This is a genomic window from Paenibacillus sp. ISL-20 (assembly GCF_018613005.1).
In the GTDB taxonomy this organism is placed as follows: Bacteria; Bacillota; Bacilli; order Paenibacillales; family Paenibacillaceae; genus Paenibacillus_AQ.
This window is the reverse complement of sequence record NZ_JAGGRD010000001.1, coordinates 418,561-432,845: the sequence shown is the minus strand read 5'-3', so window position 1 is coordinate 432,845 and position 14,285 is coordinate 418,561. Positions and strand designations below refer to the sequence as shown.

11 protein-coding genes are annotated in these 14,285 nt (G+C 50.2%); 1 reads left to right on the top strand and 10 read right to left on the bottom strand.

The genetic code is table 11. The features are described 5' to 3' along the window. Nucleotides 1-16: 16 nt before the first annotated feature. The 7 genes from J7E85_RS02320 to J7E85_RS02290 form a co-directional block, all read right to left on the bottom strand. A complete protein-coding gene (locus tag J7E85_RS02320; protein WP_215154516.1) occupies nucleotides 17-1,126 on the bottom strand; it encodes a glycoside hydrolase family 172 protein in 1,110 nt (369 codons plus the stop codon). Between the two features lie 205 nt (nucleotides 1,127-1,331). After that, complete coding sequence (locus tag J7E85_RS02315) at nucleotides 1,332-3,008, bottom strand: ribulokinase (protein ID WP_215154514.1); 1,677 nt, start codon at nucleotides 3,006-3,008, stop codon at nucleotides 1,332-1,334. Between the two features lie 12 nt (nucleotides 3,009-3,020). Then, on the bottom strand, nucleotides 3,021-4,817 hold the full coding sequence (locus J7E85_RS02310) for an L-fucose isomerase (RefSeq protein ID WP_215154512.1): 1,797 nt from the start codon (nucleotides 4,815-4,817) through the stop codon (nucleotides 3,021-3,023). Nucleotides 4,818-4,857: 40 nt separating this feature from the next. After that, nucleotides 4,858-5,865, bottom strand: coding sequence for a LacI family DNA-binding transcriptional regulator (locus J7E85_RS02305; protein WP_215154510.1), 1,008 nt, complete (start codon nucleotides 5,863-5,865; stop codon nucleotides 4,858-4,860). A gap of 335 nt (nucleotides 5,866-6,200) precedes the next feature. After that, the gene (locus J7E85_RS02300) at nucleotides 6,201-7,055 is read right to left on the bottom strand and encodes a phosphotransferase family protein (RefSeq protein ID WP_251035371.1); all 855 of its coding nucleotides are present in this window, start codon (nucleotides 7,053-7,055) and stop codon (nucleotides 6,201-6,203) included. A gap of 1 nt (nucleotide 7,056) precedes the next feature. Further along, nucleotides 7,057-7,590, bottom strand: a complete 534-nt coding sequence (locus tag J7E85_RS02295; RefSeq protein WP_215154506.1) for a hypothetical protein — start codon at nucleotides 7,588-7,590, stop codon at nucleotides 7,057-7,059. Between the two features lie 532 nt (nucleotides 7,591-8,122). Continuing rightward, the gene (locus J7E85_RS02290) at nucleotides 8,123-10,003 is read right to left on the bottom strand and encodes a beta-L-arabinofuranosidase domain-containing protein (protein ID WP_215154504.1); all 1,881 of its coding nucleotides are present in this window, start codon (nucleotides 10,001-10,003) and stop codon (nucleotides 8,123-8,125) included. 192 nt (nucleotides 10,004-10,195) lie between these two features. Between J7E85_RS02290 and J7E85_RS02285 the strand changes: the two genes are divergently transcribed. Continuing rightward, nucleotides 10,196-11,056, top strand: a complete 861-nt coding sequence (locus J7E85_RS02285) for an AraC family transcriptional regulator (protein ID WP_215154502.1) — start codon at nucleotides 10,196-10,198, stop codon at nucleotides 11,054-11,056. A 26-nt stretch (nucleotides 11,057-11,082) separates the two neighbouring features. On the opposite strand, the gene J7E85_RS02280 is transcribed toward J7E85_RS02285, so the two are convergent. From J7E85_RS02280 to J7E85_RS02270, 3 genes are all read right to left on the bottom strand, one after another. Continuing rightward, a complete protein-coding gene (locus J7E85_RS02280) occupies nucleotides 11,083-11,877 on the bottom strand; it encodes an SDR family NAD(P)-dependent oxidoreductase (protein ID WP_215154500.1) in 795 nt (264 codons plus the stop codon). A 120-nt stretch (nucleotides 11,878-11,997) separates the two neighbouring features. After that, nucleotides 11,998-12,843, bottom strand: coding sequence for an aldo/keto reductase (locus J7E85_RS02275; protein ID WP_215154498.1), 846 nt, complete (start codon nucleotides 12,841-12,843; stop codon nucleotides 11,998-12,000). A gap of 122 nt (nucleotides 12,844-12,965) precedes the next feature. Further along, a complete protein-coding gene (locus tag J7E85_RS02270; RefSeq protein ID WP_215154496.1) occupies nucleotides 12,966-14,171 on the bottom strand; it encodes an MFS transporter in 1,206 nt (401 codons plus the stop codon). Nucleotides 14,172-14,285 lie beyond the last annotated feature (114 nt).

Here is a 14,285-nt window from a genome sequence, read left to right as displayed (position 1 = left end):
ATTCCACCCCTTTATATTAAGGGTTGGAGTGGCCGAATATTTGCTTCATGCTATCATCGTTAAGCGGCTTGATATCCGGCAGAGGCTTTCTCTTATCCACCTTAGGCAGCGCCGGGAAAGGACGATGAGGTTCAGCCTGATACCAGTACGCCGTAGAGGAAACATCGTCGCTCCGATGATTGTTATGTCCGTGCTCGATCGTTACCTTGATGCTGCTCTCGAACATGATCGGGTCGAGGATATGATACCGGTACGTGGAGATTTTGCCGCTCCAGTTCGGTCCCCCTCCCAGAATAATGCCATGATAAGGCGTGCACACCTCCTGCTGCGGACACCAGGCCGTGTTGAAATAATCCTCCATCCCCGTTCCGTGCAAGGTCGGAGGCCATGGCTCCCCATCGATGAAGATCATGTCGTCCCCTTCGCCGTACCAGTTCCACTCCCGCGTATCGCGCAGGTTATGGACATTGAAGTTGCAGCCGATGTAATGACCTTTCCCCACCGCATCCAGGATGACATAGTTCCCGTCGCCGGTCGTATTCTTGCCGCCGAATTCATAGAAGGCGTTATCCACTTCGTCATCCGGTATCCCGTCCGTAGGATTTTCTCGATGCCACTGGGCATGAAATCTAAGCTCCTCCTCAGGCAGCTTATCGTATGATTCGTAATTCACATAGAAATAGAATTTGATCGGTTGGTCCGCCTCGCTCTCAATCGTAATGCGGGCTCCATCCGCAAACGGCATGCGGAAGAAGCAGTTGAATGCCTTGCCGTCCTCGGGACTCATCATCAATGCCGCAGACGTATAGTTTTTGGTGATCCCGTGCCCCATTCCGAAAAAATCACCGATCGGCGCTTCCACGCTGGGCTCCGCCTCCTGGTCCCAGTACATGCGGAGAACGATTTTACGCGGTAGATACAATTCCTCAGCAGGCGCGTCAGTCGCCATCGTCATCCAGATGTGGGTGATGGCGCCCGCGCCTGGAATGTTGCAAATTTCGGTCAGGTCGCCAGGGTTGATGGAGAAGTAATCTTTATTGCCTCCCGAACGGTCGTAGCTGGATTCCCGTTTACTTTTCCCGTTGCGAGTAAGGCTGAGTGAAGATAATGCTGAATGATTGTTCATGGATGGTTCGCTCCTTTTAGATTGGTGGATAAAGGTTATATAAGTACTTCTAGAACTCGTTTCCCAAAATGTGACATCGATTGCAGAATTGATGGTGATGGAATGCAGGGTCCTTCCAGAACCTGCATTCCCAGTTTATGAGTCCAACGCCGCCAGGCGATATTTCGTTGTGACCTCGCGTTTATTCAGGCTTTCATTCACACATTCATTCCGGTGATTTACCGCTTCTTAATGCCTTCAAGCGTTTCAGCACCCCGTTTTCGCCTCTGCCCAAATAATCATGAAGGCCTTTATATTCCTTGTACAATTGATCATACACGCGCACATTGGCCTCAATCGGCTTAAAGGTCTCTTTCCGAACACGGGCTATTGCTTCCGCAGCCTCAACGATACTCCCAAAGCCACCTTGCTCTTTGCCTGCCGCCACGGCACCGAACATGGCTGCACCAAAAGCGGCCGTCTGGATTGTATCCGCTACTTTGATTTCTTTGCCGGTAACGTCAGCATAGATTTGCATCAGCAAACGGTTTCGCTGCGGCAATCCGCCGCAAGCATAGAGCTCCTGGACTTCTACGCCGCTTACGGTAAAAGCATCGATAATCGCGCGCGTTCCAAAGGCAGTGGCCTCCAGCAGCGCCCGGTATATTTCCGCAGGCTTGGTTTGCAGGGTCAAGCCGAGCATTACGCCGCTAAGATCGGCATCCATCAGTACAGAGCGGCTTCCGTTCCACCAATCGAGTGCCAGTAGTCCGCTTTGGCCAGGCGCATACCCAGCCGCTTCCTTCTCAAGCCACTCATGAATGCCAAGCCGCTCTTCGGATGCTTTGCGACGAACATATTCCGGCACAGCCTCTTCCACATACCACGCGAAGATGTCGCCTACGGCCGATTGCCCGGCTTCATACCCGTAATAACCGGGAATGATCCCGTCCTCGACGACGCCGCAAATGCCTTCGCCCGTCACTTCCTTGTCGCTTAAAATCAAGTGACAAGTAGAGGTTCCCATCGCAAGCACCAGCTTGCCAGGGGTTACCACACTAACGGCCGGCACCATGGCATGGGCATCGATGATGGCTACGGCGACCGCGGTGCCCGGCAGAAGCCCGGTCATGGCTGCCATAGATTCGGTTAATCCGCCCGCTTTCGAGCCCAAGGGCTTGATCGGGCCTCTCAGCTTTGTCTCCACGAGGTCACCAAACCTCGGATCAAGCGACTTCAGGAACTCCTTGGACGGGTATCCCTCCCGTTTATGCCAATTGGCTTTGTAGCCTGAGGTGCAGCTGCTCCGCGCGAGCTGACCGGTCAATTGCATGACCACCCAATCGGCAGCCTCCATGAACAATACAGCCTGCTCATAGATCTCCGGAGCTTCATTCAGAATCTGTAAAGACTTCGCAAGCATCCACTCCGAGGAGAGCTTACCTCCATAGCGAGCAAGAAATTTCTCACCACGCCGTATTGCGGCTTCATTAATCAGGTTCGCTTCATCCTGTGCCGCGTGGTGCTTCCACAGCTTTACCCAGCTATGCGGGTTGTCTCTCCACTCCTCCAGCATGCACAGCGGAGTTCCCCCGGCATCCAGCGGCATCATTGTACACGCTGTAAAATCGACGCCGATCCCTATGACTTGATCAGGTGATACGTTAGCCTCCGACAACACACGCGGGATGGATTGCTGAAGGACTTCCATGTAGTCCCCCGGATGCTGCAGCGCCCAATCCTGCTCCAGCTTCAAGTCCGAGTGGACCAGCACCTCGTCCATAACTCCGTGCGTGTATGGCGTCACATGCGTCGCAACTTCTTGCCCTGTATTGATATCAACGAGCAAAGCCCTGCCCGATTCGGTACCGAAATCCACGCCAATAGTGTATAACTGCTTCATTTTATCCGCCTCCTATTTATACAACGGACCATAAGACGCGCATGCCCGGTAGTCTGCCGAGACCGACTCCAGTCCGCCGAAAGCGGTCCATGCGCTCGGCCGGAATATCCGTTCCTCCGGTACGTTATGCATGCATACCGGAATGCGGAGCATCGAAGCCAAGGTGATCAGATCTCCGCCGATATGGCCGTAACTCATGGCGGCATGGTTGGATCCCCAGCTGCTCATCACGGTGTATACATCCTTGAACAGTCCCTCGCCGGTCAGATTTGGCACGAACCAGGTCGTCGGCCACGTAGGATCGCTTCGCTGATCCAATACATCGTGCACCGCCTCCGGCAGCTCCACGGTCATTCCCTCGGCAATATGAAGGACCGGCCCGACACCCGCAACCATATTGATCCTCGCAATCGTGACCGGCATGCCTTCCCGGGTCGTGAAGTCTGTTGAGAAGCCGCCGCCGCGGAAGAAATCGATAGCCGGACACCACTTGACCGCATCCAGACAGTCTTGAACTTCCTCCTGCGTGATTTCCCAGAACGGCTTCATCGCCGGTCTGCCGTCCTTCGTCTGCCTTCCCGTTCCGTCAAGGGCAGCAGGCCCGGAGTTAATCAGATGGATCACGCCCTGCTCTGCGATCCCCTCAAGCTGATACCCTGTTACACGCTTTACCGCTTCAGGGCTCCAATATGTACGAACATCTGCAAATACCTGGGCTGCATCCGTCAGGAGATGTCCGAACAGCATCGTAATTCCGTTCAAATTATCGTTCTCCGTTGCAACCATGTAGGGTTCCCTCAGACCATTCCAATCAAAGGAGGAATTGAGTACTGCCTCCATGAAATCTCCGGTCGGGAAATAGTCCGTCCAGGCACGCTGTCCTTGAAACCCTGCTGCCAGCGCATTTCGCCCGAGCGCTTCCTCCCCGTATCCCATTTCCGCCAGCTTCGAATTGCCCACCATCAAATCGCGTGCGATTAACGCCATCTTCGCGACGGTCTCCCAATCCTGCCGCTTCTGCTCATCGGTTCGCTTTAAATGCTCCGGATTGACGTCCGTCCCTGGCTTGCAGTTCTCTTTAATCCAGGCCAGTGCCCGCTCATATTCGTCGCGGTCGTATATTTCCAGCTCGATTCGCCTTACGAATTCCGTCATATCCACGTATTCATTGCGCATCCCAAGATACTTCCGGAAAAAGTTTTCGTCGACGATACAGCCCGCGATTCCCATGGATACGGTACCCATCGACAGATAGGAAGTCCCCTTCATGGTCGCTACGGCAAGGCCTGCCTTTGCAAATTGCAGAAGCTTCTCCTGTACGTCAGCTGTAATTTCGGTATCCCCGATATCCTGCACATCGCGTCCATAGATCGAGAAAGCCGGGAGTCCCTTCTGATTATGTGCTCCAAGAGCTGCCGCCAGATACACGGCACCGGGGCGCTCGGTTCCGTTAAATCCCCAAATCGCTTTCGGCCTTGTCGGATGGGTATCCATCGTTTCCGTCGGATAGCACCAGGAAGGTGTCACCGAAATGGTTAGTCCTACATTTTCCCTGGCAAACTTCTCTTCCGTTCTTGCGGCTTCGGCTACTCCTCCAATGCAGGTATCGGCAATCACGCATTCGACCGGAAGCCCGTTGCTATGCCTTAGATTTTCGGTAAGCAGGCGTGCAGTTCGCTTCGCCATATCCATCGTTACATCCTCTAACGATTCCCGAATGCCTCCCCTCCGACCATCGACGACTGGACGAATGCCGATCTTCGGCAATTGATTCTGCAATCGATTGCAGATTTGGGTTTGATAATGCATTGTCATCATCCTCTCTGTTTTTAGAACGGCAGCTTATAGGTCAATTCAGCTGTTTCACTTCATTGCTGTAAATTTCAATTTCCGGATCAGACAGCGGTGCTTCTTCGCGAATTCGACGTAGAAGAATCTCACCGGCTTTGATTCCCATTTCATAGGGATGCTGTTCCATATAATAAAGTCCCGATCCTTTGAGTAATGGACCGGCCTCTACCTCACCGAAAGAAGCTACTGCCATGTCATCCGGAATCTTTAGTCCACTGCGTACAATCTCAAGCAATACGCCAAGACTCATTCGGTTATTCAGAGATATAATCGCAGTGGGCCGATGCTCCAGCCCCAGAAAATGCAGTACCGCCCGGATTCCGTCCTCTGTAGAGAAGTCGCCATTATACACCATCGGTTCCTCGTGCAGTCCGTATTCCTCCATCGCCTTTCGAACACCGTCAAGACGCTCCCTGCCCGTACTTGATCTCGTCGGGCCGTTTACCACCCCAATGGCCGTATGCCCATCCTCTAACAGTTTTCTGGTTAGACGGGTTGCGCCTTCGGTATTGTCCTCGGCTACCAGATCGAGTCGAAATCCTATTTCAGGCGAGTCCAGTTTTCTGTCTATGAGGATGATCGGCATTTTAGAATCTGCCAGCTGCTTGATCGCCGGATCATTTCCGCCTGACGTCGCCAGTACGACGGCGTCCACGCGCTTTTCCTGCATAAGCTTAAGCAATCGTTTTTCCTTATCCGGATTCTCGTCCGAGCTGCAGAATATGAGCTGAAAGCCCTCTTTGCCAACAATATCCTCAATACCTCTGGAGATTCCCATGAAATAAGGGTTGGAGATATCGGGAACGATGACCCCGATCATATACGTACGGTCCTGCTTAAGACTTCGGGCGATGGCGCTTGGCCGGTAATTCAACTGGTTCACCGCCGCCATTACGCGCTCTTTAATTTCATCGCTTACATAATCGCTGTCGTTCAGCACTCTTGAAACGGTTGCCGTAGATACTTCTGCTGCCGCTGCTACTTGTTTAATCGTTGCTCTTGCCAAACATTGTTCACCTCAAAACGTTATGATTCCATTATGTAATCGATTACGTAAACGATTACAATCACAGATTACAAGATCGGATATGCTTCTGTCAACCCTCTTTTTTAAATTTTTGGTAAGAAGATTATCCGAGCGTTGTCGGGGCTTTTATGACTTAGCGGGCGCACTTCTCCCTGTGCGCTCGGTGCGTGATCCCGGCTTTGGTGCATCCCGCTGCTTCATAAAAAAGCCCCTTACCATCTTGTTGGATGGTTATAGGGGGCTGAATGTACTGCTGTAAATTTCCCAATTCGATCTAACTCTGATCTGAGGGGCGGCTGTGTATTTTTGTTGGATCAGACTAAATCAAGCTTGAGCTTTAAATAGTTGCTGCGCAACAAGATTGACCTGACCCTTGAGATCGTATCCTTTCTAATGGGAGGGTGGTCCACTCTACTAAGCAAAACCCAGCGCAGGCACGCTATGGCTTCAAATAGCTCAAGCTCATCCTTTTCGTAGCGGTTCTCGGCACAAAATGCAGCACGGTAGAAGGAAGCTCGCTTCTCACTTACATATATCCTCATTAAGATAATCGACCATGCCATGTCATATCGGGCATCGCCCATCTGGACATTCGTCCAATCGATTACGGTCAGCTCGTTTTCATTCTCAAGAATATTGCCCAGATGGTAGTCGCCATGGATGACACAATCTTGTTTCATGTTCGCACGCTGAACAAGCACCATCAATGGCTGTTTGATATCGGGAAACTCATCAATTCGAGGATAAAAATAGGAGATGAAATCATATCTCTTCAACCCAGAGCCTCTCTGGCTATCCAGGGGAAGCTTATGTATATCCATTAACATCTTCGCAAGTTTCATTAGTTTAGTCTGATCAACCTTTTGGACGGGTGTACCGTCGTAACTCATCAGCATTGCTGGATTGCCATTCCGGTCTGTCCCACAGCCCAAAGGCACGGACACTGCTCTTCCATGCGAGTACAATGCTTTCAATATTTGATATTGCATCCGAACGTTGGGCTTGGACTCTTTATTCCACACCTTTAATACATAGTCTGCCGTTGACGTGGCGATCTTCACCACCTCTGCTTCCAGACCGGAATCTAACGGGACGACTTGAATTGTTGTTTCATGTTCCAGCAATGACTCGAGCGTTTCGCTTTTCTCCACCCAATTTATTTCTCGCAAATTACGTTCCTCCGTCATTGTGCAACGACTCGATCGTTGTGAAAATACGAGAGTAGACAGCTTTGATATTGGTCTCATTCATAACATCGTTGTATAATCCGTAACCCCAGTATTGATCATCCTTGCCGTAATATCCTGTTGCGTACATATCCGTTGAAAGATCCGGAACCTCATCATAGGACAATTCTTCGATCGTGAAGGGGACATGAGATTTTTTAGACTCGATATAGAAAAAGGGAACTTCAACCTTGTTATACACTTCTGTATACTTGGGCTCAGAAGCTTCCACCAGATGTTCTTTCGTTATGAACACGGCGTCAAGCTCAGGGGAAAGGTCTAGATCCTCTAGCTGCTCAAATGTAACCTCCTTAAAATCCACATGTCCCTCCTCCCTAACCTGCGGTGTTTCTCCGATCACACCAATAACGAGGCTTCTGCCCTCATAAAGGGGCATATCGATCGAATCTCGTTGAGCATTGCCATTAATCAGAATAACAAATACAAGCAATAGGATTACTATTATTTTTCTTTTCATGAACATCTCCTTCGCAAATTTCCCTTTCTCACCAACGCATTCCATGTCTCTTATCCCATTACTCTTTCTTTTTTATACTTCTTCCTAGCGACAACAACATGCGTATTATCCAATAAATCACCATTACATTTAAAAAATAAAGCAGCAGTTGAATGTGAACGCCTTTAATAAACCAAGGACTGCTATCCATGTGATCCGGATAATACTTGATAAAAAATCTGAACGGAAATCCATATTCGATTCGTGGCGTACTCTCACCCTCCGCCCATATTTTACCCGGGAACACAAGGATGGTTAACAGAGCCAGCCATGCCGAGATATTCAATATCCTCTTATCTATTTCTCATACGATCACCTCCATATGGATTGATTTCTAACATCGTAGCACGAGGTCCAATACCTTCTTTTCCAATAACTCCATATTATGTGTATTCCTGAGCTTCGTAAACATTTATCTTATCCTTGAACATATATCTGTACAACAAAAAAACCGCGATTCACGCGGTTTTTTCGATGGTTCAATCCATCTTGCTTATTTCTTAGCGCCCCTTTTCCGCTCCCCGATCAGAGGAAATTCACCGATCCGAAGCCTGGCGCTTCCGTACGGAACTAACTCCAATTCCGTAATGGGCTGTCCGTCCGTGTTCGGATGCAGCGGAGGGTTTCCGGCATTGTTGCCTTCCATCTTCCAATCCCGAATCAGCTGGCCTTTAACCTTCACCCTGACAGGTGCATCCTTCGCCAGGAACGGCTGGCGGACCATATCCTGCTCAAGTACCTCGAATGACGTATCGGCAACCAAACCGTATTTCCAGGGTGATGCGGGATATACCTCCCAATCGTGGAACATATCGCGCTGCCGGATCATCTGCCAGTTCTCCTTCACGGGCAGCACATACACCAGTGGCCCTCTTTCAATGCTGGTAGCGTACATGCTGCGTGACACGGTCTTCACTTCCATGGGCAAATGAATCTCCAATCGGTCGCCGTTCTGCCAGTTCTGTACGATTCTTGCATAACCGGACTCCACCTGGAACGGCAATTTGTGTCCATTCAGAGTTATAACGGGATCGTCGCACCAGGCCGGGATGCGCAGCGATAGAGGAAACGATTCCGCGCGTTCCAATGTCAATTTGATTTGAACGCGATCCTTGAACGGATATTCGCCGGTTACCTCGACGACAGCCGGAACTCCTTGACGACCGGCCGTGGTCCTCACCGTGCATGGGGCATAGGAAACCGCAACAAGCCCGTCCTCCTGATCCTTCATCCATAGGTGCGATGTTAACTTGGGCCAGCCCTGATGCATATTGGCCGTGCAACATCCGAAGTTTGGCTCCAGACCGAAGACGTTGGCGTCCGGACTGTTGCTCCAGGCTCGCGGAGCGACATTGCAGATCATCTGGTTGACTTGCTGATCATACTGATGCGAGGTCCAGTCCGGAGAGATAGCGGCAGGCAGTGCATTAAACGCGACCTTCTCCAAAATATCCCCGAAGCGTCCATCCCCGAAAATACGCGTCAGCTGCTCCATCGAGAACATATACTCCACAACGGCACATAATTCCACGCCTTGGCTCGGGTGGGTGCCGGATAACCACTCGTCCCCGGAGAACATGCCGTGCGCTTGACCGTGGTACGTCATCAAAGAATCGATGCCCCGATGTACGCTTTCCCGCTCCACCGGATTTCCGTTTAATTCATACAGCACGCCCGGCGTTTTGATTCCCATCGCCACATTCACGACATGGGTTGTCCAATCCCACTCTTCAACCTTGCGCCAGAAAGGAAAATCATGAAAGATATCGGTCCAGTCCGTTGTTTGTCCGGCAACGATATCCGCAAGCTCTAACAGAAAAGGTTGCGCCGTACGTCTATGCAGCCACACGATGCACAGCAGCATCTCCGCTCCCCTTGTTTGGGCCCAGCCCCGCAGCGGCTGTTCCTCGACAACCGAATGGACATAAGTAAAAAACTTCGTTAGAAAAGGGACGATCCGTTCATCGCCCGTTGCTTCCTCATGCTGCATCATCACTTTCAGCATGATCATGTAATGCCACCAGTCCTGCTCCTTATCGATATCCTGGTTCACGGAGGAAATGCGCGCCGGACCGAACATGCCATTCTCCTGCTGGCTCGCAAGCGACCACTCGATCCACCGATTCGCTTTGGCAATCAAAGACTCATCTTCGAGCAAATAAGCTAACGGAAGCAAGCCGTCGACATAATATGGTCCCCGTTCCCAGCTCTCTCCCTGGCCGCCAAGCCACCCGTTCTCATCCCCTACGTCTTTCCACTGTTCTTCCAAATGTCCGGTAAACCCGCTTGCTTGAATCTCCAACTGACTCTTAAGCCAGCCAGTCGGTTTAATTGCTCCTAATGGCAAGCTGTTAAACGCAGTCTCATGCAGCATCAACTTCCACGCTCCTTGTTTCTGTCTTGTTGGTGCACACTCTGGTAGAAATATACCATCTGAGCTTGGCGTTACCCTATACACAGAAACAACATCTTTTTATCCGATTACAACATGCTGTCTTATTGAATCCGGATCAGTAAAACGATTATCATAGAGAAAAGTTCGTTTGAGGAGGAGGCCTGGTCGCAGATGATCTTCCAGTTCACGGCGCCGCCGCTACCGCACTATATGATTTGTGGAGAAGATACCTATCAGGTAGGAGACAAACATCCGGATCGCTATAACATCGGGGTCTTTGATCTGATTCTGGTGACAAAAGGGGCGCTATTCCTGGAGGAGAATGGTGCTGCTTACAGGGTAAAGGCCGGCTGCTACTTGATTCTAAGACCGGATGCAGCCCACCGGACGTTTCTGCCCTGTCAGGAGGAGACCCACTTTTATTGGCTGCATTTTCAGACGTTCGGTCGTTGGATTGAAACGGAGGAACTGACCCTTTTTGCCTTATCGCAAACCGATCAGCCTATTGTACAGATCGAGAATTTCTCCTTTTATATACCCAAGTATGGAGAGCTACCTTCGATAGAGCAGGCGAGACTCCTGATAGAGCAATTGCAGAACCTGCAGCCATCGTCTTCTTCCGCGGCACGCTGGAAGCAGCAGCAGCTGCTGCATGAGCTGCTCCTGCTGTTTCAAGCCGAAGAGGACGGAATCCAGCATCAGAATCCTCAATATGCCATAGCCGAACGAACCGCCAACTATTTGAGACAACATTACAAAGAACCCGTTAGCTATCAGAGATTATCCGATGCCATGCACTTCCACCAGAACTATCTGTCGATCTGCATGAAAAAAACGTTCGGCTGCACGCCCTTGGAATTTCTAACACGGCATCGGATCGAACAAGCCAAGCGATTATTGATACACACCAACGATCCGATCGGACGCATTGCCGAAGAATCCGGATTCGGTTCTTTTCCGTATTTCATTCGCTGCTTTATTCGTTATACAGGCTTCAAACCCAAATCCTTTAGGCAGAAATACCGTTCCTAACAGAGCCTTCACAACACCTCGGATGCTTAGAATACGCTTCGTACCAAGCCCCCGTCGATTCGAAGCGCTGAACCGTTAATTGCCGAGGATTTGGGACTGCTGAGATACGTAACAAAATCCGCAATCTCCTCCGGTCGAATCAATCGCTGAATAATGGAAGTCGGCCGATTCTCCTTCATAAACCGCTGCTCGGCTTCTTCGATCGAAAGATCCTCATCCGGATATAGCGTATTCAGCATCGTTTCAACGCCTTCCGTAAGAGTGGATCCGGGCATAACGGTATTCACCGTGACGCGGGTTCCTGTCGTCAGCTCGGCCAAGCTCCGGGAAAGGGACAATTGCATCGTCTTGGTTGCGCTGTAATGTGCCATCTCCTGGGACGGCATGACGGCTGCTTCACTCGCGATAAAAATAATTCGACCTTCATTGCGATTGATCATATTCTTCAAATAGTGTCTTGTTAATCGGACACCGCTCATAATATTCGTCTCGAAGAACCTGAACCACTCCGTATCGGGTATATCGAAAAATTCAGCAGGTTCGAAGATCCCTAAATTATTGATCAAAATATCGACGACCGGAGCAGCTTCCCTGACCTGATGACAGCCCTCCTCCGTTCCGAGATCCGCCACGGCAATACGCAGCTCGGCGTCCGGATGCACAGCGTGAATGTCATGGATCGTCTGCTTTACTTTGTCCTCATGTCTTCCATTTATGATGACGGATGCTCCCTCGGCTGCAAGCGACATGGCAATCGCTTTGCCAATGCCGGATGTCGAACCCGTTACCAATGCGACTTTTCCCTTTAGATCCAATTTCATTATGCTCTCTCCTTCCAAATTATGTATAAATGGACTCTCCTGATCCCTGTCGTGGTGTCAGCATTGCAGGAGAGTCGCAGTATTCATTACACTTCTATTCTTGCCGTTAACGCAGATTTCTTAGAAATCGAAATTGTCGGGATCCGGTCCCACTCTGTGATTTTGATTCAAGCTGTCGATGCGCTGCATCTCTTCATTGGACAATTCAAAATCAAAGATTGTCGCATTCTCGGCAATCCGATGTTCTTTAGTCGATTTCGGAATCGTGACAACGCCGTTTTGTAAATCCCAACGAAGAATGATCTGAGCGATGGATTTATGATGCTTCTCTGCAATGCGCTGAAGATCCTCCTGATCCAGCAACTGTCCTTGCATTAATGGAGACCATGCTTCAAGCTGAATTCCATTCGTACGGCAGAACGCCTGCAGTTCTTTTTGCGTTAGTCTTGGATGATATTCGATCTGGTTCACCATCGGTTTTATTTCCGTTTCCCTCATTAACTTCTCCAGATGATGGATTTGGAAATTACTCATGCCAATGGCTTTCACGCGTCCTTCTTTGTACAACGTTTCTAACGCCTTCCACGCATCTATATATTTCCCTTCAACCGGCCAGTGTATAAGGTACAAATCCAAATATTCCAGACCCAGCTTCCGAAGGCTTTCATCGTAAGCCTTCAAAGTGGATTCATACCCCAGATCGGCATTCCATACTTTGGAAGTGACAAACAGATCTTCTCGCTTGATGCCAGCAGCTTCCAAGCCCTCGCGAATGCCTTGCCCGACGCCTTCTTCATTTCCGTATATGGCGGCAGTGTCTATGCTCCGATACCCATGCTGGATGGCCGTACGGACGGCATTCACCAGCTCCGGTCCTTCTTCTACCTTAAATACGCCTAATCCAAACCAAGGCATGTTGACGCCATTATATAAAGTGGTTGTATCTTGTAAGTGTTGTGCTGTCATGTTGATAAACCTCCGAACATTTTTTTGGGTTGTGATGTTGATGAAAGTTAACCTATATTGAAGTATCTCCGATAAAACTCTTAGACATCACCTCCCTTCATAAAATTATCATTTAGGCTAATTTAGGCTGCTTGCTTACTCGGCTTCTCCGTTTCCTTCCGTTCCAACTTCAAGCTCCATCCGGTGAGAACGACCGCGCCGAGCACCATCAGTGCCCCGATCCATGCCGTATGAATCAGGCCCATGGAGTTCGTGATCAAGCCGCCCAGAAAAGCGCCGATGGCGATGCCGGCATTAAATGCGGCAATGTTCAGCGCGGAAGCCATATTCACAGCCCCGGGTGCAAACCGCTCAGCCAGCATTACGACATAAACCTGTAGTCCCGGCACATTCATGAAAGCCAAAAATCCCATGAGAATAATCGTGATCAGTCCCGCCACTTGAAACGGTGCGGTGAACGTAAGCGTGATCAGCACCAGCGCTTGGGCGATGAACATATAGAATAGTGCTCGAAGCGGATTGCGATTGGCTGCCTTCCCCCCGATCACATTACCGACCGCAATGGCAATCCCGTATACAAGCAGGATGACGGCCACCGTATTTTCCTTGAAGCCTGTTATATCCTGGAGCAATGGGGATAAATAAGTGAAGACCACGAAGGTCCCGCCATAACCGAGAGCCGTAATCAGGAGCATAAGCAGCAGTCTTCCATTCGTCAGCAATTTAGCCTGGTCACGGAAAGAAGTTCGTTCTCCCTTAGGCAAGTCAGAAGGGACTAGGATGCTGTTGGCGATGAGCGCGACCATACCGACCACAACAATCGCGACAAAAGCAAGTCTCCAGCCCCACTGATGACCGATAAACGTTCCAAGCGGAACGCCGGTGACCGTAGCTACCGTCAGTCCCGTAAACATAATGGAAATCGCCGATGCCCTGCGGTTCTCAGGCACCACGCTTGCGGCGATGATCGAGCCGATCGACATGAATACGCCATGGGAAAAGGCCGAAAGCACGCGTGCGGCAAGCAGGATACCAATCGAAGCTGTACTGGCCGCCAAGCTGTTACCGATGATAAAAATGATCATAATCCAGAGCAGCAATGTTTTTCTGGACATCCTGGACGTTAGCGACGTTAGGATTGGCGCTCCAAAGGTAACGCCCAGCGCATACATCGAAACAGTTAATCCGGCGGTCGTCACGGATATATTCATATCCTCCGCAATCAACGGCAGCAGCCCTACGCTGATAAATTCCGTTGTTCCGATGGCGAAGGCACTGACGGCCAGCGCCAGCAGCGCCAGCAAACTTCTTCTTTTATCTATCATCATGGTGTTGATATTTCCCCCTATCCTATTCTCTTGCTTGTATTGTAAAAATATTGAGTATGGTGTAATCCAGCCGGCAAATGCTATTATGATCTATATCGTTTTTTGTGTGAAGAA